At 70.6% G+C, this 18,975-nt stretch carries 18 protein-coding genes; 7 read left to right on the top strand and 11 right to left on the bottom strand.

Annotated features, from left to right (window positions below; all coding sequences use genetic code 11):
* Window positions 1-25: 25 nt before the first annotated feature.
* The 5 genes from AC5L3X_RS05725 to AC5L3X_RS05705 are packed head-to-tail and all read left to right on the top strand — an operon-like array spanning window position 26 to window position 4,752.
* Window positions 26-1,051, top strand: a complete 1,026-nt coding sequence (locus AC5L3X_RS05725; RefSeq protein ID WP_494855540.1) for a sugar ABC transporter substrate-binding protein — start codon at window positions 26-28, stop codon at window positions 1,049-1,051.
* Window positions 1,052-1,101: 50 nt separating this feature from the next.
* Window positions 1,102-2,529: a sugar ABC transporter ATP-binding protein gene (locus tag AC5L3X_RS05720; RefSeq protein WP_225262372.1), complete on the top strand. Its 1,428-nt coding sequence runs from the start codon at window positions 1,102-1,104 to the stop codon at window positions 2,527-2,529.
* Window positions 2,526-3,515 carry an ABC transporter permease gene (locus AC5L3X_RS05715; protein ID WP_225262374.1) on the top strand — a complete coding sequence of 330 codons (990 nt, stop codon included), beginning with the start codon at window positions 2,526-2,528 and terminating at the stop codon, window positions 3,513-3,515. Before AC5L3X_RS05720 ends, AC5L3X_RS05715 begins: the two co-directional genes overlap by 4 nt.
* Window positions 3,515-3,820: an L-rhamnose mutarotase gene (locus AC5L3X_RS05710; RefSeq protein ID WP_189123263.1), complete on the top strand. Its 306-nt coding sequence runs from the start codon at window positions 3,515-3,517 to the stop codon at window positions 3,818-3,820. The genes AC5L3X_RS05715 and AC5L3X_RS05710 overlap by 1 nt, the downstream gene beginning before the upstream one ends.
* Window positions 3,817-4,752 (top strand): aldo/keto reductase, encoded by a 936-nt coding sequence (locus tag AC5L3X_RS05705; RefSeq protein ID WP_494855538.1) that lies wholly within the window; start codon window positions 3,817-3,819, stop codon window positions 4,750-4,752. Before AC5L3X_RS05710 ends, AC5L3X_RS05705 begins: the two co-directional genes overlap by 4 nt.
* Before the next feature lie 39 nt (window positions 4,753-4,791).
* Here AC5L3X_RS05705 and AC5L3X_RS05700 read toward each other — a convergent pair whose 3' ends face one another.
* The 11 genes from AC5L3X_RS05700 to AC5L3X_RS05650 all read right to left on the bottom strand — a co-directional run bounded on the left by AC5L3X_RS05700 (window position 4,792) and on the right by AC5L3X_RS05650 (window position 16,514).
* Window positions 4,792-6,000 carry an ATP-binding protein gene (locus tag AC5L3X_RS05700; protein WP_494855537.1) on the bottom strand — a complete coding sequence of 403 codons (1,209 nt, stop codon included), beginning with the start codon at window positions 5,998-6,000 and terminating at the stop codon, window positions 4,792-4,794.
* 303 nt (window positions 6,001-6,303) lie between these two features.
* Window positions 6,304-6,756 carry a GNAT family N-acetyltransferase gene (locus tag AC5L3X_RS05695; RefSeq protein WP_494855536.1) on the bottom strand — a complete coding sequence of 151 codons (453 nt, stop codon included), beginning with the start codon at window positions 6,754-6,756 and terminating at the stop codon, window positions 6,304-6,306.
* Between the two features lie 230 nt (window positions 6,757-6,986).
* Window positions 6,987-9,218, bottom strand: a complete 2,232-nt coding sequence (gene katG / locus AC5L3X_RS05690; RefSeq protein ID WP_494855535.1) for a catalase/peroxidase HPI — start codon at window positions 9,216-9,218, stop codon at window positions 6,987-6,989.
* 29 nt (window positions 9,219-9,247) lie between these two features.
* A complete protein-coding gene (locus AC5L3X_RS05685; RefSeq protein ID WP_189123267.1) occupies window positions 9,248-9,682 on the bottom strand; it encodes a Fur family transcriptional regulator in 435 nt (144 codons plus the stop codon).
* 131 nt (window positions 9,683-9,813) lie between these two features.
* Window positions 9,814-10,800, bottom strand: a complete 987-nt coding sequence (locus AC5L3X_RS05680) for a DNA polymerase ligase N-terminal domain-containing protein (RefSeq protein WP_494855533.1) — start codon at window positions 10,798-10,800, stop codon at window positions 9,814-9,816.
* Between the two features lie 27 nt (window positions 10,801-10,827).
* The gene (locus tag AC5L3X_RS05675; protein ID WP_189123269.1) at window positions 10,828-11,502 is read right to left on the bottom strand and encodes a FadR/GntR family transcriptional regulator; all 675 of its coding nucleotides are present in this window, start codon (window positions 11,500-11,502) and stop codon (window positions 10,828-10,830) included.
* Window positions 11,503-11,527: 25 nt separating this feature from the next.
* Window positions 11,528-12,556, bottom strand: a complete 1,029-nt coding sequence (locus AC5L3X_RS05670; RefSeq protein WP_494855531.1) for an MBL fold metallo-hydrolase — start codon at window positions 12,554-12,556, stop codon at window positions 11,528-11,530.
* Window positions 12,557-12,632: 76 nt separating this feature from the next.
* Window positions 12,633-13,751, bottom strand: a complete 1,119-nt coding sequence (locus tag AC5L3X_RS05665) for a steroid 3-ketoacyl-CoA thiolase (RefSeq protein WP_494855529.1) — start codon at window positions 13,749-13,751, stop codon at window positions 12,633-12,635.
* Between the two features lie 43 nt (window positions 13,752-13,794).
* The gene (locus tag AC5L3X_RS05660; protein WP_494855527.1) at window positions 13,795-14,790 is read right to left on the bottom strand and encodes a sigma-70 family RNA polymerase sigma factor; all 996 of its coding nucleotides are present in this window, start codon (window positions 14,788-14,790) and stop codon (window positions 13,795-13,797) included.
* 134 nt (window positions 14,791-14,924) lie between these two features.
* Entirely contained in the window at window positions 14,925-15,863 is a 939-nt protein-coding gene (locus AC5L3X_RS05655; protein WP_494855575.1) for an NADP-dependent oxidoreductase, read from the bottom strand.
* Window positions 15,864-15,917: 54 nt separating this feature from the next.
* A complete protein-coding gene (locus tag AC5L3X_RS05650) occupies window positions 15,918-16,514 on the bottom strand; it encodes a TetR family transcriptional regulator (RefSeq protein WP_189123585.1) in 597 nt (198 codons plus the stop codon).
* A gap of 321 nt (window positions 16,515-16,835) precedes the next feature.
* Here AC5L3X_RS05650 and AC5L3X_RS05645 point away from each other — a divergent pair, with 321 nt between their 5' ends.
* On the top strand, window positions 16,836-17,801 hold the full coding sequence (locus AC5L3X_RS05645; RefSeq protein WP_189123273.1) for an acyl-CoA dehydrogenase family protein: 966 nt from the start codon (window positions 16,836-16,838) through the stop codon (window positions 17,799-17,801).
* A complete protein-coding gene (locus AC5L3X_RS05640) occupies window positions 17,801-18,955 on the top strand; it encodes an acyl-CoA dehydrogenase family protein (protein WP_494855525.1) in 1,155 nt (384 codons plus the stop codon). The genes AC5L3X_RS05645 and AC5L3X_RS05640 overlap by 1 nt, the downstream gene beginning before the upstream one ends.
* Window positions 18,956-18,975 lie beyond the last annotated feature (20 nt).

The raw sequence follows: 18,975 nt of genomic DNA, 5'->3' as shown, positions 1-18,975 counted from the left end.
CCGACGAGGAAGGTAACCCCCAACGATGAAGATCGGCTCCGTGGTCGCAGGCGCGGCCCTCCTGGCGGTCATCGCCGCGTGTGGTGACAGCACCCCGACGGCGAGCGAAGGAGGCGGTGGAGGGAAGATCGGCGTCGACCACCCGCGAGCCGACTCCGACTTCTGGAACTCCTACATGAAGTACGTCCCGCAGATGGCCGGCGAGCTGAAGGCCGACCTGATGCAGGCGACCAACTCCCAGAACGACGTGTCCAAGCTGGTCAACAACGTCCAGGCGCTGTCCGGCCAGGGTGCCAAGGCGATCATCATGGCCCCGCAGGACACCGGCGCCATCGCCACCACCCTGAAGACGCTGGAGAACAAGAAGATCCCCGTCGTGTCGGTCGACACCCGGCCCGACAAGGGCAAGGTCTACATGGTCGTACGCGCCGACAACCGGGCGTACGGGACCAGAGCCTGTGAGTTCCTCGGCGAGAAGCTCGAGGGCAAGGGCAAGGTCGTCCAGCTGATGGGCGCGCTGAGCTCGATCAACGGCCGCGACCGCGCCGAGGCGTTCGGCGAGTGCATGAAGACGAAGTTCCCCGGCATCACGGTCTTCAACGAGCCGACCGAGTGGGAGGGCAGCAAGGCCGCGTCCATGCTGCAGACCCGCCTGGAGCAGCACCCCGACGTCAAGGGCGTCTACATGCACGCCGGCGGCGTGCACCTGGCGCCCACGCTGCAGGTGCTGAAGCAGAAGAACCTGCTCGTCGCGCCGGAGGACCCCAAGCACATCTTCGTGGTCTCCAACGACGGCATCCCACAGGAGTTCGAGGCGATCCGCAAGGGTGAGATCGACGCCACGATGTCGCAGCCTGCCGACCTCTACGCGAAGTACGCGATCTTCTACGCCAAGGCGGCGCTGGAGGGCAAGACCTTCAAGCCGGGCCCGACGGACCACGGCAGCACGATCATCGAGCTGCCCAACGGTCTTGAGGACCAGCTGCCCTCGCCGTTGGTCACCAAGGAGAACGTGGACGACCCGGCTCTCTGGGGCAACCAGGTCAAGTAATGAAAAATCATGTTGAAGCCCGAAATGTCGTGAAACGCTTTGGTTCGACTGTGGCGTTGAACGGCGCGAGCATCGCGATCGCCGAAGGCGAGACCCACGCGCTGCTCGGCAGGAACGGCGCGGGCAAGTCGACCCTGGTGTCGATCCTCACCGGGCTCCAGCGGCCGGACGCGGGCGAGGTGCTGTTCTCGGGAGAGGCGGCGCCCGCCCTGGCGGACCGGGACGCGTGGCGACGGCAGGTCGCCTGCGTCTACCAGAAGCCCACGATCATCCCCACCCTGACGGTCGCGGAGAACCTGTTCCTCAACCGCCAGACCGACAGCGGGATGATCAAATGGAGGGCGCTGCGGGCCAGGGCCCGCGAGCTGCTCGCCACCTACGAGGTGGACGTCGACGCCGAGGCGCTCACCGGTGACCTCGACGTCGAGCAGCGCCAGCTGGTGGAGATCGCCCGCGCGCTGTCGTTCGGCGCGCGGTTCATCATTCTCGACGAGCCGACGGCCCGCCTGGACGGCCCCGCCATCGAGCGCCTGTTCGTCCGCATGCGGGCGCTGCGCGAGCAGGGCGTGACCATGATGTACATCTCCCACCACCTGGACGAGGTCTACGAGATCTGCCAGAGCGTCACGGTCTTCCGCGACGCCCGGCACGTCCTGACCCGGCCGGTCGCCGACCTGCCGCACGACGACCTGGTCACGGCGATGACCGGCGAGGCCACGGTCGCGTACGAGTCCCGCACCCGTACGCCGGGAGAGAAGGTCGTGCTGTCCTCGGCGGGGCTGACGCTGGCCGGCCGCTACCAGGACGTCGACCTCTCCGTCAGGTCAGGGGAAGTGGTCGGCCTGGCCGGCTCCGCCAGCAGCGGCAAGGTCGGTGTGGCCGAGACCCTCGTCGGGCTCCGCAAGGCCGACTCGGGCACGGTCGTCGTCAACGGCGCCCGGGTCAAGCCGGGTGACGTCCCCGCCGCGCTCAAGGCCGGGCTCGGCTTCGTACCCGAGGACCGGCACCACGAGGGCTTCGTCCCGCTGCTGTCCGTGGGCGAGAACGCGACCATCCCGATCGCCCGCAGGCTCGGCCGGTTCGGCACCGTCTCGCCGGCGAAGCGGCGCGGCAAGGCCGTACAACTCATCAAGGAACTCGACATCAAGACCGAGGGGCCCGACCAGCCCGTCGGCGACCTGTCCGGCGGCAACGCGCAGAAGGTGGTGTTCGCGCGGGCGCTGGTCGACGACCCGGCCGCGCTGGTCGTGATCAACCCGACCGCCGGCGTCGACGTCAAGGCCAAGCAGGCCCTCCTCGGCGCCGTCGAGGACGCGGTCGAGCGGGGCGCCGGGGCCGTGGTGGTCTCCGACGAGCTCGACGACCTGCGCATCTGCGACCGCGTGCTGGTGATGTTCCACGGCAGGATCGTGAAAGACGTGCCACGTGGCTGGACCGACCACGAGCTCGTGGCCGTTATGGAAGGCATTCAACCGTGACCACACTGACTGCGCCCGCCCCCAGGCTGCGGCTGGGCAGGTTTCGTGACCTGACCCTGGTGCCCGTGATCGTGCTCCTGCTGATCGTGGGCGCGTTCCTGGACCCGATCTTCCTGACCACGGGCAACCTCACGAACGTGCTCCAGCAGCAGGCGTCGATCTCGCTGCTGGTGCTGGCCGAGGCGATGATCCTGATCTCCGGCAAGTTCGACCTGTCGCTGGAGTCGACCGTCGGCATGGCCCCGGCCCTCGCGGTGATGCTGGTGATCCCGGCGACCGCCGGAGGGTTCGGGCTCGGCCTGCCCGGCATGCTGGTGATCCCGCTCTGCCTGCTGGTCGGCGCGGCGATCGGGGCGGTCAACGGATTTTTGATCATTAAGTTCCAGCTGTCGGCGTTCATCGTCACGCTGGCCATGCAGATCATCGTGCACGGCCTGCAGCTGGGCCCGACCGAGGGCAAGACGCTGTTCGAGCTGCCCGAGTCGATGCTCTACCTGGGCAGCGCCACCTGGCTCGGCCTGCCGGCCTCCGTCTGGATCGCGGGCGTGCTGTTCGTGGCGGGCATGGTGGGGCTGGGCTACTTCAGGGTCGGCCGCTCCCTCTACGCCATCGGCGGCAACTCCGACGCCGCCCGCGCCGCCGGCATCCGGGTCGACCGGGTGCTGTGGGGCGTGTTCATCCTGGGCGGCATGCTGGCCGCGCTCGCCGGCGTGCTGGAGACCGGACGCCTCGGCGCCGTCGGCTCCGGCCAGGGCGTGGGCTGGATCTTCATGGTGTTCGCCGCGGCCGTCATCGGCGGCGTCAGCATGGACGGCGGCAAGGGCACCATCCTCGGCGCCCTGACCGGTGTGCTGGTCATCGGCCTGGTGCAGAACATCCTCACCCTCAAGGGCGTCTCGGGCTTTTGGCAGCCGGTCGTCTACGGCTTCATCATCCTGGTCGCCCTCATGATCAGCCGGGTCGCGGGTGGGAAGGCGCAGGACTGATGCAACGACTCGCGCTCCGCACCCGGCTGAAGCCCGGCTGCGAGGAGATCTACGACCGGGAGCACGCGAGCGTCCCCGCCGAGCTGGAGCAGGCCATGCGCGAGCACGGCCTGCGCTCCTGGCGGATCTACCGCGACGGCCTCGACCTGTTCCACTTCGTCGAGGTCGACGACTACGCCGCCCTGCAGGCCGCCCTGCGCGACCACCCCGCCGACCAGGCCTGGCAGCGGCGGATGAACCAGCTGCTCGACGGCGACTTCGACAAGGGCACGGGCGGGCTCACGCTGGTCTGGGAGCTGACGTGACGATCGAGCTGCCCCGCTTCGGGCTCGGCACGGCCCCGATCGGCGGCCTGTTCCAGGCGGTGACCGACGAGCAGGCCCGCGCCACGGTCGACGCCGCCTGGGACGGCGGCGTCCGGCTGTTCGACACCGCGCCGCACTACGGGCTCGGGCTGGCCGAACGCCGCCTGGGAGCGGCGCTCGCCGGCCGGTCCGGCTACCTGCTCTCCACCAAGGTCGGCCGGTTGCTCGTCCCAGCCGGCAGGGACGGCCGTCACGGCCGCGATGACGAGGGCTTCGACGTGCCCGCCGACTTCGAGCGCCGATGGGACTTCTCCCGCGACGGCGTACTGCGCTCCCTGGAGGAGTCGCTGACCCGGCTCGGCGTGCCGTCCGTCGACATCGCCCTCATCCACGACCCGGACGAGCACATCGAGCAGGCGCTCACCCAGGCCTACCCGGCGCTGGCCGAGCTGCGCGCCCAGGGCGTGGTCAAGGCCATCGGCGTCGGCATGAACCAGTGGCGGACGCCGCTGCGGTTCGTCCAGGAGACCGACATCGACCTGGTCATGCTCGCCGGGCGTCACACCCTGCTCGACCGCTCGGGCCTCCCGCTGCTCGACGCCTGCGCGGAGCGCGGGGTCCGGGTGCTCGCCGCGGGGGTCTTCAACAGCGGCCTGCTGGCCACGCCGACCCCATCCGGCACCTTCGACTACCGGCCCGCCCCCGCGCCCCTGCTCGACCGGGCCCGGCGCCTCGCCGCCATCTGCGAGTCGTACGGCGTGACACTCCCGCAGGCGGCGATGGCCTATCCGCTGCGCCACCCGGCGGTCGCCTCGATCGTGGTGGGCGCCCGCGCCCCCGAGGAGATCACCGCCAACGCGGCCCTCTGGCGGCGACCGATCCCCGAAGCCCTCTGGCCCGCCCTGGAACAGGCTCAGCAGGAGAAGGCGTAACCCACGATCCGGCGGGTGCCCCGCCGGATCGTGACCACCTCACTGGCCGACCTCCCACAGCGCACCGACCGGCATGGCCAGCATGCGGTCTCCGAACGGAAGCGTCTGGGAGCCGGTGTGCAGAACGATTCCCGCGACGAAGTCATCGCCCAGCCGTTCGGCAAGGTGCCGGAGGCCGGCGAAGTCGTCGGGGCGCACAGTGGAGGACGCCTTCACCTCGATGGCCACCACCCGGCCCTGCCGGTTCTCCAGAACCGCGTCCACCTCGATCTTGTCCTTGGTCCGGTAGTGGAACAACTCGGCTCGTTCTTCGGCCCACGTGAGCTGACGCGCGAGCTCCATGAGGACGAAACCTTCGAGGAGCGGGCCGAACACCCCTCCGGGCCGGACGAGGCCGCGCGCGTCGGCGCTGAGCAGGTTGGCCGCCATACCGGAATCCACAAAAGCGACTTTGGGGGTGTGGACGGCGCGATTGCTGAGGTTTCTCGACCACGCAGGCACCCGTTTGATCAGGAATACCTCTTCCAGAAGGCTGATGTACCGGTTGGTCGTGGTCCCGGGAAGTCCCAGATCGCTACCGATGGTCCGACCTACGAGTAGCTGGCCGGAACGCGCGGCGAGCAGGCGCACCAGAGCCCGCATATCGCTTGGCCGTTCGATCTCCGTGAGCTGACTCACGTCTCGCGCGATCAGGTCTCCCACGTAGGAGTCGAAGAAGCGCTGTCGCCGTCGCCCGCTCGCGCGGGCCACGGCCTCAGGGAAGCCGCCCCGGATGATGCGTTCGGCATAGTCCATTCGTGAGATCTCAGAGGTGTGGCGCAGGCCGGCGCCCTGGCTGAAGATCGTGTCGATGAAGCCGTCGGGGGTGCTGTCGATCTCCCCTTGAGAGAAAGGCCAGAGCTCGATGGTCTCCATCCGTCCGACAAGGGTGTCAGGCAACGCCCGGAGGCCGAGGACGCGTGAAGAGCCGGTCAGCAGGTAGCGGCCTGGCCTAGGGTCGGCATCGACCTGAGCCTTGATGGCGAGCAGCAACTCGGGCGCCCGTTGGATCTCGTCGATGACCAGCATGTCGGGGAAGTCGACAAAGCCGTCTGGGTCGGCCAGGGCGCCTTGACGCGTCAACGCGAGGTCCAAATCGCGCCACTCCATGGCTCTGTCCTTGGCGACCTGCCGGACGAGAGTGCTCTTGCCGCACTGCCGCGCGCCGTTCACCAGAACCACACGAGTGTCTGTCAGGGCTTCCACCACGGCTCGCTCCGCATGCCGTGGCACCACCCTGCCGAGAGGAGGGCTGACCATGGGAGAAGCATCGCATACAGGCCCCCCGTGTGGTGCGTTGGTCGCATGAGTTGTGGCGCATTGGTCGCTAAATCTGTGGTGCGCTGGTCGCAAGTATTCTGGTGCATCGGTCGCTAGGCACGTGGCGCATCGGTCGCTGGGTACGTGGCGCGTTGGTCGGCCGGTTTGTGGTGCGTTGGTCGCGACTTCAGCGGCGTATCGGTCGCCATGGCCGTGGCGGATCGGCGTCTACGACAGGCCGCTGTCGGTGGCTCAGCCGGGAAAGGCGTAGTGGACCACCCACAGCCCGGGGATCACCTCGTCCTCGCCCCGGAGCGCGAACCCGAGCCGTTCGTAGAGCGTGCGGGCGGGCAGGTTGGCGCGGCCGGTGGACACCGCGACCGGGCGTTCACCCGCTCTGGTCATGACCTCCTTGACCAGGGCCCTGGCGACGCCGCGCCGGTGCGCGCCAGGATGGACGACCAGCCGGTCGACGTCCACCTCCCGGGCCGTCTCCGCCCAGGCCACGGCCCCGGCCAGCCGTCCGTCGTCGTCCACCGCGCCCAGCCAGCGCAGCGGCTTCGAGCGCAGCTCGTCCAGGCTCTCGTGCAGGGGCGGGATCCGGTCGTCGCCGATGATCTCCGCCTCCACCGCGTACGCGGCGCGCTGCAACGTCAGCAGCTCCTCACCGAGGGAGCCGTCAGGGGAGAGCTCGTCGATCCGCATCCGACGAGTATCGCTCACCCGCCCCTCACACTCACCCGCCGGCCTCGCCCGCATGGGCGCCGCGGCAGGGGGAAACATGCCGGTGGACGAGGTGCGGGCGCGGTGGTCACCGCTGCCCCGGCGCGCCGGCCGTGGTCTCCATCTCCCGAACGGAGAACGTCCAGGCCGGTCCGCAACTGGGCCGGCCTGGACGTCAGCGATCAGGCGTGATCTCGCCTGATCAGGGGGGATCAGGCGAGGTCGAACCGGTCGAGGTTCATGACCTTGTCCCACGCCGCGACGAAGTCGTTCACGAACTTCGCCTTGGCGTCGTCACTCGCGTAGACCTCCGCGAGCGCACGCAGCTCGGAGTTGGACCCGAAGACGAGGTCGGCCCGGCTGCCGGTCCACTTGACCTCGCCCGTGGCCGCGTCGCGACCCTCGAACGTGCCGGCGTCCTCGGACGTCGCCTTCCACGTCGTACCCAAGTCGAGCAGGTTGACGAAGAAGTCGTTGGTCAGCGCCCCGGGGGTCGCGGTGAAGACGCCGAGCGGCGACTGCTGGTGGTTGGCGCCCAGGACACGGAGGCCACCGACCAGAACCGTCATCTCGGGGGCGCTCAGGGTCAGCAGGTTGGCCCGGTCGAGCAGGAGGTACTCGGCCGGCAGCCGGTTGCCCTTGCCGAGGTAGTTGCGGAACCCGTCGGCGGTCAGCTCCATGGCGTCGAACGACTCGACGTCGGTCTGCTCCTGCGACGCGTCCACGCGGCCCGGCGTGAAGGGGACCTGGACGTCGAAGCCGGCGTCCTTGGCCGCCCGCTCGACGGCCGCGACGCCGCCGAGCACGATCAGGTCGGCGAGCGAGACCTGCTTGCCGCCGGTCTGGGCGGCGTTGAAGCTCTCCTGGACGCCCTCCAGGGTGCGCAGCACCGTCGCGAGCCGGTCGGGGTCGTTGACCTCCCATCCGCTCTGCGGCTGCAGGCGGATGCGCGCGCCGTTGGCGCCACCGCGCTTGTCACTGCCGCGGAAGGACGCCGCCGACGCCCAGGCGGTGGACACGAGCTCGGACACCGACAGGCCCGAGGCGAGGATCTGCGCCTTGAGGGAGGCGATGTCCTCGGCGTCGATCTGCTCGTACGTGGCCGCGGGCAGCGGGTCCTGCCACAGCAGCGTCTCGGCCGGGACCTCCGGGCCGAGGTAGCGGGAGACCGGGCCCATGTCACGGTGGGTCAGCTTGAACCAGGCGCGGGCGAAGGCGTCCGCGAACTCGTCGGGGTTCTCGTAGAAGCGCCGCGAGATCGGGCCGTAGATGGGGTCGAACCGGAGCGCGAGGTCGGTGGTCAGCATGGACGGCGCGTGACGCTTCGACGGGTCGTGCGCGTCGGGCACCGAGTCCTGGCCGGCGCCGTGCTTCGGCCGCCACTGGTGCGCGCCGGCCGGGCTCTTCGTCAGCTCCCACTCGTAGCCGAACAGGTTCCAGAAGAAGTTGGTGGACCACTTCGTCGGCGTCGAGGTCCAGGTGACCTCCAGGCCGCTGGTGATCGTGTCGCCGCCCTTGCCGCTGCCGAAGGTGCTCTTCCAGCCGAGGCCCTGCTCCTCCAGCGGGGCGGCCTCGGGGTCGGGGCCGACGTGGTCGGCCGGGCCGGCGCCGTGGGTCTTGCCGAAGGTGTGACCGCCCGCGATCAGGGCGACCGTCTCCTCGTCGTTCATCGCCATCCGGCGGAACGTCTCACGGATGTCGCGGGCCGCGGCCAGCGGGTCCGGGTTGCCGTTCGGGCCCTCCGGGTTGACGTAGATGAGGCCCATCTGGACCGCGGCGAGCGGGTTCTCGAGCTCCCGGTCGCCGGTGTAGCGCTGGTCGTCGAGCCAGACGGACTCGGGGCCCCAGTAGACGTCCTCGTCAGGCTCCCAGACGTCCGCGCGACCGCCGGCGAAGCCGAAGGTCTTGAAGCCCATCGACTCCAGGGCGACGTTGCCGGCCAGGACCATGAGGTCGGCCCAGGAGAGGCTCTTGCCGTACTTCTTCTTGACCGGCCACAGCAGGCGGCGGGCCTTGTCGAGGTTGGCGTTGTCCGGCCAGCTGTTGAGCGGGGCGAAGCGCTGCTGACCGGCCCCGGCGCCGCCGCGGCCGTCGCTGATGCGGTAGGTGCCCGCGCTGTGCCACGCCATCCGGATCATGAACGGGCCGTAGTTGCCGAAGTCGGCGGGCCACCAGTCCTGCGAGGTCGTCAGCACCTGCGCGATGTCCTGCTTCACGGCCGCGAGGTCGAGCGACTTGAACGCCTCGGCGTAGTCGAACTCCGCACCGAGGGGGTTGGCCACGGCGGGGTTCTTGGCGAGGATCTTCAGGTTGAGCCGGTCCGACCACCACTGGCGGTTTCCGCCGCCCTGAGTCGGGTGAGGGGCGCGCTCGTGCGCGACCGGGCAGCCGCCTTCGCCTTCAGGCTGGGGGTCGGTGACGATTGCGTCATGGTTCTCGGACATGGAATCCTTCCGGAATTCGAGACAGGTGCTCAGGAACTGCTGGCGGTGGAACAAGCGGGGCACAGGCCCCAGTAGATGACCTCGGCCTCATCGATCGAGAAGCCGTGGTCGTCGGACGCTGTCAGGCAGGGCGCCTCGCCGGCCGCGCAGTCGACGTCGGCGACGACACCGCACGACCGGCACACGACGTGGTGGTGGTTGTCGCCGACCCGCCCCTCGAACCGGGCCGGGCTGCCGGCCGGCTCGATGCGGCGCACGAGCCCCGCCGCGGTGAGCGCGTGGAGGGCCTCGTACACAGCCTGGAGGGAGACATGGCCCACCCGATCGCGCACGCCGGAGGCGATCGTCTCGACGTCGAGGTGGTCACCGTCGCGGACGGTCTCGAGCAGTGCGACGCGGGCGGCCGTCACCCGAAGGCCGGCACCGCGTAGCTCCTCGGCGGCCGGAGTCCTGGGTGCGCTCATGGCACCCAACCTACAGCCATAAACACGAACGATACAAGTTAACGAACAATCCAAGTCTTATCTCACCTCCCGGGAGGGGGCGGACGTCGTTCTGTGTCATGTCCCGGGAGGTGCGGGCGTCGCCTGACGCGTCAGTCGCGCGGCGGTTTCGCCGCGCGACTCGGCACGAAGATCCAGGCCGTGGACGGACCGGGCTCGTAGGGCGAGTCGAGACGCTTGGCGAGGACACCGGGCAGGCCCTGTTCGCGGGCCGCCTGCCGCACCGGGGCGGCCTGACCCGGCCAGGAGGGGGCGGTCTGCCAGCGGGCCGCCGACAGGTGGAGAGCCTCCAGCGCGGCCCGGCGGGCCGTGTAGGGCTCGGCGACCAGGGAGCGCCCGTCGTCGTAGAGCAGGTCGTAGCAGACCAGCACCTCGCCGCCGCCCAGCGTGACCACCTCGCCGTCCAGGACCGCGGTGCGGCTGCCGAACGACTCCGCCAGCGGTCTCAGCCACGGATGCCGCCGCGCCGCGTCGGTCCGGCCGCCCACGATCGGCACCAGGACGCGCTCACCGCCCCAGGCGAACTCGAACGCGTACGTCCCCGCGTCGCGCGGCAGCCGGGAGCGCTCGGCCGGAAGCATGGGGTCCAACGGCGGCAAGGGGTCGTGGACCGGGGGATCCATCCGATGGATCATCCAGTTCTTGCCGTTCGTCTGGAACAGCACGAACCGGCCCGAGGCTCGGGCGCCGTGCAGCACCACCTTGACCTCGCGGTCGGACCACTTCTCCGTCTCGTAGGTGCCCTGGTCCCACAGCGTCATCGTGCCGCCGCCGTACTCGCCCCGGGGGATCTCGCCGTGGAACGTGAGGTACTCCATCGGGTGGTCCTCGGTGCGCACGGCCAGGTGGTTGGTGCCGGGGTCGCCGGGCAGGCCCTTGGGCACGGCCCAGGAGGCGAGCACGCCGTCGCGCTCCAGCCGCAGGTCCCAGTGCAGCGACCGCGCGTGGTGCTCCTGGATCACGAACGCGTCGCCGTCGCGTGGTTCGGGGGCGTCGGCGGGGACGGGCTCGGCAGGGACGGGCTCGGGGGTGCGGCCGGCGTCGCGTTTGCTCCGATACCGGTCGAGTCTGTCAGCCACACCGGTGTACTACCCCGAGGGGTCCGGTCAGGCGAGGGCCTTGCGCAGCCAGGACTCCACGCCCGCCACGTGCACGGTGGCCCACGAGTGGGCCAGGTCGGGCTGGTGGGCGGCGATGGCCTCGTAGATCGCGGTGTGCTGCTCGCGCGTCTTGTCCAGCGCGCCCTCCTGGGTGAGGCCGCGCCAGATCCGGGCCCGGGTCGTCGGCCCGGAGAGGCTCTCGATGAACGAGCACAGCACGCTGTTGCCCGACCCCAGCGCGATCCGCTGGTGGAACTCCAGGTCGTTGGCGACCAGCTCCTCGATGGTGGGGGAGGCGGGCAACGACTCGAGGATCACCCGGAGCTCCTCGATCTCCGCGTCGGTCATCGACCTGGCGGCCATCGCCGTGGCGGCGGGTTCGAGGATGCGGCGCACCTCGAAGAACTGCAGCACGGTGTCGTCGCGGTGCAGGTCGAGCACGAACGACATGGTGTCGAGCAGCAGCCGCGGCTCCAGGCTGGTGACGTAGGTGCCGTCGCCCTGGCGCACGTCGAGGACGTTGATCAGGGCCAGCGCGCGGACGGCCTCGCGCAGCGAGTTGCGAGACAGGCCGAGGCGCTCGGCCAGGTCGGCCTCCTTCGGCAGCCGGTCGCCGGGCGTCAGCTCGCCGGAGAGGATCATCTGCTTGATCTTGTCGATGGCCGCGTCGGTGACCGCCACGCTTTTCTCCCTAGACATCGGATGTCTAGGAGTCTATGGCCTGGAACCGTACGGGCTGGCCTCCGCTGACCCGCCTGATCGCCCCACGTGCCTCCAGGGCGCGCAGGTGGGCGGCGGCCTCGCCGGCCGCCATGCCGCGCAACATGGGGGACAGGTCGTCCCAGGGTCTGTTCCAGGTCATCATGGCGGCGACCTCCCAGATGGTCTGCGGCTCCGGCCGCTCGGCCAGCAGCGCGTGAAGCTCGGTGAGCTTCTCCTCGTGATGCTGACGGATCTCGGTGGCTCGCGCTGCCGCATCGGGAAATGTCCACTCGTGGGCCGGCAGGGCGTCGAGCGGGCCCATGTCGCCGATCCGCTCCAGGGAGCCGAGGAACTCTCCCAGCGGATCGACATCATCGCGATCGTACGGATAGATGCCGACGTGAGGGGTGATGTCGGGGAGGACGTGGTCACCGGTGAACAGCCGGTCGGCGTCCTCCAGGTGCAGGCAGATATGACCGGGAGTGTGGCCGGGCGTGTGCACGGCCCGCAGCTTGCGGCCGGGCAGGTCGACCAGGTCGCCGTCGCGCAGCTCGCGGTCGGGCGGCGCGGGTGGTTTGGGGCGCTGGGCGGTGGCGACGTCCACCTCCGCCGGGTTGGCGCCGGCCCGGCGCAGCATGTCGGCCTGGAAGCTGCGGTGCTCGCCGTCGGCCAGGCCGTGCATGAGCCGGACCAGCGCGGCGTCGGCCTCGTGCATCGCGATCCAGGCGCCGGACGTCTCCCTGACCTGACCGGCCAGCCCGGCATGGTCGGGGTGGAAGTGGGTGACGACCACGCCCCTGACCGTCGCGATGTCGATGCCCAGGGAGCCGAGCCCGCCGTGCAGCGCCTCCCAGGCGTCGGGATGGTTCCAACCGGCGTCGATCAGCACCGGCCCCTTCGGTGACTCGACGGCGTAGACGAGGGTGTAGCCGAGCGGGTTGCCGGGGATCGGCACCGGCACGCTCCACACCCCGCCGCCGAGGTCCTGCGGACGCTGCTCAAGGTACGGCCGGCGTCGGGTCTTTCTCGTCACGTGTCCCCCGTAGAGCGTGCGTGTGGTTCGAGTCTGGAGGAGAAGGCCGGGGGACGGATACGGAATTTCCGGTGTGTCACGCTATCCGCTCAAGGATCGTGGCCGTGGCCAGCGCGCCGCCCGCGCACATCGTGACCAGAGCGGTCGTGGAGTCCGAACGCTCCAGCTCGTGCAGCGCCGTCGTGAGCAGCCGCGCGCCGGTCGCGCCCACCGGATGGCCGAGCGCGATGGCGCCGCCGTTGACGTTGACGCGGTCGAGGTCGGGCAGGTGCACACTCGCCCACGACAGCACCACCGACGCGAACGCCTCGTTCACCTCGAACCTGTCGATGTCGCCTATCGTCATGCCGGCCGACTCGAGCACCTTGGCGGTCGCGTCGACCGGCCCGTCGAGGTGGTAGTAGGGCTCCGAGCCCACCAGGGCCTGGGCCAGGATGCGGGCACGGGGCCGCAGGCCGTGACGGAGCGCCGCCTCCTCGCTCATCACCAGGACGGCCGCCGCTCCGTCGGAGATCTGCGACGACGTGCCCGCGGTGTGCAGCGAATCCTCGTGGGGCACCGGCCTGAGCTTGGCCAGCCCCTCGACCGTGGTCTCACGCAGGCCCTGGTCGCGGGTGACGGACCCGACCGGCACGATCTCCCGCTCGAACCGCTCGTCGGCCCACGCCTTGGCCGCCAGTCGCTGGGACCGCGCGCCGAACCAGTCGAGCCGCTCCCTGGTCAGCCCGCGCCGCCGCGCGATGCGGTCGGCGGCGGTGAACTGGTCGGGCAGGTCGATGCTCCAGTCGTCGGGCCGGGGATCGGCGGGCAGCACGTTGCTGCCCAGCGGCGCCCGGCTCATCACCTCGACCCCGCAGCCGATGCCCACGTCGATCACCCCGGCGCGCACCATGGCCGCCGCGAGGTGCACGGCCTGCTGCGACGAGCCGCACTGGGCGTCGACCGTGGTGACGCCCGTCTGGTAGGGCAGGCCGGCGTAGAGCCAGGAGTGCCGCCCCACATGGCCGCCCTGCTCGCCCGCCTGGGTCACGCATCCGGCGAACACCTGACCGACCAGCGCGGGATCGAGCCCGGAACGATCGATCAGCCCGTTGAGCGCCGCTGCCAGCACCTGTTGTGGCTTGAGCTCGGACAACCAGCCGCCCCGCTTGCCGATCGGGGTGCGTACGGCCTCGACGATCACAGGTGTGCTCACAGTCGCCTCCAGAATGATGCTCCGGTCCAGACTGTAACGCGTTCTACTTTGACGCGGAAGCCCGGTCGGCGGCCGGCATCGTACGAGGCAGCCCGAACGTGTCGAACAGGTCAAGGTCGAAGAACATCACCACATGGCCGACACCCTCGCCGGTCATGGTGAGCACCTGCACGGCGAACGCGTGATAGCCCGTGCCCTCGCGGAAGTAGACCGCGAACGCCGGCTGGCCGTTGGCCGCGACAGGGACGAGCCGCAGATCGCCCGCCCCGCTGGCCGGGCAGTTGGCCGCGATGAGCCTGCCGATGCTCTCGGGCCCCTGCCACCAGCCCGTGTAGGGCGGCATCTCCCACACGGCGTCCTTGGTGAGCAGCTCGACGATCGCGGCCACGTCGTAGCGCTCGAAGGCCGCCATGTAGCGGTCGAGCCGGGCCCGCTGCTCGGCGGACAGCGGCCGCACCGGATCGTCGAGGCTCGGTGCCACCTCGCTGAGCTGGGCGCGGGCCCGCTGCAGGCCGCTGTTGACGGCGACCGTGGTGGTGCCCAGGGCCTCGGCCACCTCGGCGGCCCGCCACCTGAGCACGTCGCGCAGGATCAGGATCGCGCGCTGCCGGGGCGGCAGGTGCTGCAGGGCCGCGATGAGCGCCAGCCGGATGCTCTCGCGCGAGGTGACGATCGTGGCCGGGTCGTCGGCGCCCACCATGCCGTCGGGCACCGGCTCCAGCCACGGCAGCTCCGGCCGCTCGGCGAGGGGCGCGGTGGCCTCGGAGCTCGGCGCGCCCAGCCCGGTGGGCAGCGGCCGGCGGCTCCGGCTGTCGAGCGCGGTCAGGCAGGCCGTGGTGGCGATGCGATAGAGCCAGGTGCGCAGCGAGGAACGCCCCTCGAACCTGTCGTAGGCCCGCCAGGCCCTCAGGTAGGTCTCCTGGACGAGATCCTCGGCGTCGTGCACCGACCCCAGCATGCGATAGCAGTGGGCCAGCAACTCGCGGCGCAGCGGATCAGCCAGCCTGAGGAAGTCCTCGTTCGATGGCTTGTCGGTCATCCCTCCTGTATAGACGGCGGCACCGACAGTCCGATGAGTCCTCGGGCGGCCCCGGTCTCCACGGGCGAAGCGGACGACTCATGGCACCTGGCGCCGCCCGCGTACGCCTCACCGCGCGCCGCTGAGCACGATCACTACGGGACGCTGAGCACGATCTTGCCCGTGGTGCGGCCCGACTGGCCCAGCTCGTGAGCCTTGGCCGCCTCCGCGAGGGGCAGCACGGCCGCCAGCTCGACCCGCAGCCGCTCGGCCTCCGCCAGGGCGGCGAGTGACCGCATGGCCGCGTGGTCGGGCTCGACCAGCATGGCCGCCGAGTGGATGCCGCGCTCGGCCGCCATCGCGTGCAGGCGCTCGTCCAGCAGTGAGATGGTGAGCGAGACGATCGTGCCGCCCTCGCGCATGGTCCGCAGCGAGCGCGGCCCGTAGTCGCCGCCGATGGTCTCGAGCACCACGTCGACGTCGCGCACCACCTCGGCGAAGTCCTCGGCGCGGTAGTCGACGAGCTCGTCGACGCCGAGCCCGTGCAGGAAGTCGTGCTTGGCGGCGCTGGCGGTGCCGATCACGTACGCGCCCCTGGCCTTGGCGATCTGGACGGCGAGGTGGCCCACGCCGCCCGCGGCCGCGTGCACGAGCACGCGGCTGCCCGCCCGGACGCCGGCGGTGTCGACGAGCGCCTGCCAGGCGGTCAGCCCGGCGAGCGGGATCGCGCCCGCGTGGAGGTGGTCGAGATTGGCGGGCTTGCGGGCGAAATGCCGGGCGGGCGCGGCCACGTACTCGGCGTAGGCGCCGTTGCCCTGCGGATAGCGCAGCATCCCGAAGACCTCGTCACCCGGCTGGTGGACGGTCGTGCCGAGACCTACGGCCTCGACCACGCCGGAGACCTCCCAGCCCAGCACGAACGGCGGCCGGGTCCGGAGCAGGCCGCCGCTCTCGCGGGTCTTCCAGTCGGTGGGGTTGACTCCGGCCGCGTGCACTCGCACCAGCACCTCGGTCGGGCCCGGCTCGGGCCGGTCGACCTCTGTCAGCTTCAGCACCTCCGGACCGCCCAAAGAGTCCTGGCTGATCGCGCGCATCTTCATGCCGCCAGCCTAGACCGCCGATGATCATCGGGGGACGGACGGGCCGGGTCAGATGTCGGTGATGAGGCGTTCGGCGGCGATCTCGATGCGGCGCTGGATCTGCTCGTAGCCACGCCGGCCACGGAGCATCTCCAGCAGCTCGTGCACCCAGACGCTGGACAGCGAGCTCGCCAGAGTGAGCTGCTCCTCGGTGGCCTGCTCCTGCGACAGCCCGTCAGCGGCGACGCGGAGCAGCAGGCCGGTCATGCGGTCGCCGAACGGGGTCTCCACCTCGGCCAGGATCAGCGAGCGGATGAGCGCGTCGGCGAGCTCGGGCTCGCGCATGAGGCCGCGGGTGGCGCGCATGAGGACGTCGACCGCGCGGCCCGCCGGGGTGGACGCGCTCGGCGGGCGGCGCTCGATGCTGCTCTCCAGCAGGTCGATCTCCTCGCCGACGACCGCGACCACCAGGTCCATCTTGGACGGGAAGTAGCGGTAGAGGGTGCCGAGCGCGACGCCCGCGCGCTCGGCGACGGTGCGCATCTGCATCGCCTCGACGCCGCCGCGGGAGGCCAGCGCGGCGGCGGCCTGCACGATGCGCTTGCGGCGCTGGTGCTGGCTCCGCGTCCGGACGCTGTGCCCGGCAGGGGTGGGATGACTCTCCATGGTCCCCTCGCTGTCGCCGGGGGGCACGGCAATGGTCGCGTGCGGACTGCGCATAAGAACACGTTATCTGATTTCTGGACAGCGCGGCTTGTTACTCGCGGGTCACAAAGAACCCGTATAGATGCATGTCCACCCCGTTACAGGGATATATCCAGACTTATCGGCACGCCGGGCCCCTGGACAGATATTAGAATCTGTTCTAGTTTGCGTTTCGGTCGACTGGGCGCTCGCTGGAGGTCTCCATGACCGCGGAACGTGGGCCACGCCGCCGCCGGAGGCCGGGCACGAGCGACCCGGTCCGCTCCACGAGACGGAGGCCTGATGGATTTCAATCTGGACGAGACCCAGCAAGACCTGCGCAGGCTGGCCGCCGACCTGCTCGCCAAGGAGGCGACGGAGGAACGGCTGCGCGAGGCCGGGCTGCTGAGCGTGTGCGTGCCGGAGGAGGCGGGCGGCGCCGGGCTGGGCCCCGTCGAGATGGCGGTCGTGCTGCGCGAGGTCGGCGCGCGGGCCGCGGCTCTGCCCGCGCTGCCCGCGCTGGCCGGCTCGCTCGCCCTCAGCAGGTACGGCACCCGCCACCAGCAGACCCGCTCGGTCACCGTCGCCCACCGGGAGCCCGGCAGGGCGCTCGCCGACCTCCCGGTGACCACCGCCGACCGCACCCCGGAGGGCTGGGTGCTGACGGGGCGCAAGACCGGGGTGCCCTACCTGGAGTCGTGGGCCCTGGTGACCGCCGACGAGGGCGTGTTCCTGGTCGAGTCCCCGGAGTCGAGCCCCGAGTACACCTCCACCGGCGAGCCGGCCGCCACGATCGTGCTCGACCGGACCCCGGCCGAACGCGTGGCCGGTCCCGAGGCCGTCACGGAGATCCGGCAGATCTTCACCGTCGCCGTGGCGGCGCAGGCGAGCGGCGTGCTCGCCGGGGCGCTGGAGCTGACCACCGGCTACATCAGGACCAGGAAGCAGTTCGGCCGCGCGCTCGCCGAGTTCCAGGCCGTCACCATGCAGATCGCCGACGTCTACATCGCCGGCCGGGCGCTCGACGTGGCTCTCTGGTCGGCCGCCTGGCGCCTCGGCCAGAGGCTGCCGGCCGAGGAGGACCTCGCCGTCGCGGCCTTCCACGTCGGCGAGGCGCTGCGGGCCCTCTACACCTGCCAGCACCTGCACGGCGGCCTCGGCCTCGACGTGACCTACCCCCTGCACCGCTACTTCGCCCAGGCCAAGCACCTGTCGCACCTGCTCGGCGGCCAGGACGCCCAGCTCGACCTGATCGGAGCGCTCGCCTGATGCTGATCGACCTCACCCCCGAACAGCGCAGACTCCGCGACGAGCTGCGCGAGTACTTCCAGAACTGCATCACCGCCGACGACCGCCGCAAGATCCACGCCGACCCGTTCGGCGAGGCGTACATGGAGCACTGCCGCCGCCTCGGCCGCGACGGGAAGCTCGGCCCCGGCTGGCCCAAGGAGTACGGCGGCAGCGGTTACGGGCCGGTCGAGCAGCAGATCTTCGCCAACGAGATCGCCCGCGCGAGCGTGCCGTACCCCCTCATCACCGTCGGCACCGTCGGTCCGACCCTCATGGAGTACGGGACCCAGGAGCAGAAGGACGCCTTCCTGCCGCGCATCCTGGCCGGCGAGTGCCACTTCGCGATCGGCTACAGCGAGCCCGAGGCAGGCACCGACCTGGCCGCGCTGCGCACCACGGCGGTGCTCGACGGCGACCACTACGTCGTCAACGGCCAGAAGATCTTCACCAGCGGAGCCCACCACGCCCAGTACATCTGGCTGGCCGCCCGCACCAATCCCACGGCCAAGAAGCACAAGGGCATCACCATGATGATCGCCTCGACGGACGACCCGGGCTACTCGTGGACGCCGATCATCACCATGGACGGCCGCCACCACACCAACTCCACCTACTACTCCGACGTCCGCGTCCCGGTCGGCATGGTCGTGGGTGAGGTGGACAAGGGCTGGGACCTGATCGTCAACCAGCTCAACCACGAGCGCGTCACGCTCGGCCCGGCCGGCAACCTGGGGCAGACCTACGACCGCTTCGCCGCCTGGGCGCGCCGCACGGGGCTGGTGGACGTGCCCGAGGTGCGGCGGGCGCTCGGCCGGGTGCGCGCCTACTTCCGGACGAACGAGCTGCTCAACTGGCAGGTCGCGGCGAACATGGACCTCGGCTGGCTGGGCGCTCCGGACGCCTCCGCCACCAAGGTCTACGCCTCGGAGCGGTACATGGAGATCGGCAGGATCGTCTGCGACGTACTGGCCCGCTATGGCGACCCGTCCGACCTGGAGACGGCCGAGCTGATGGAGCGGATCGACATCGGCGTCAAGGGCGCGATGGTGCTGACCTTCGGCGGCGGGGTCAACGAGGTGCAGCGGGAGCTGATCGCCATGCTGGGGCTGAACCTGCCGAGACCGCCCCGGTGACCGACGGGAGGTCGCGCGAG

This window comes from Nonomuraea sp. CX421 (assembly GCF_059358955.1).
This window is presented reverse-complemented; position numbering and strand designations above follow the sequence as displayed.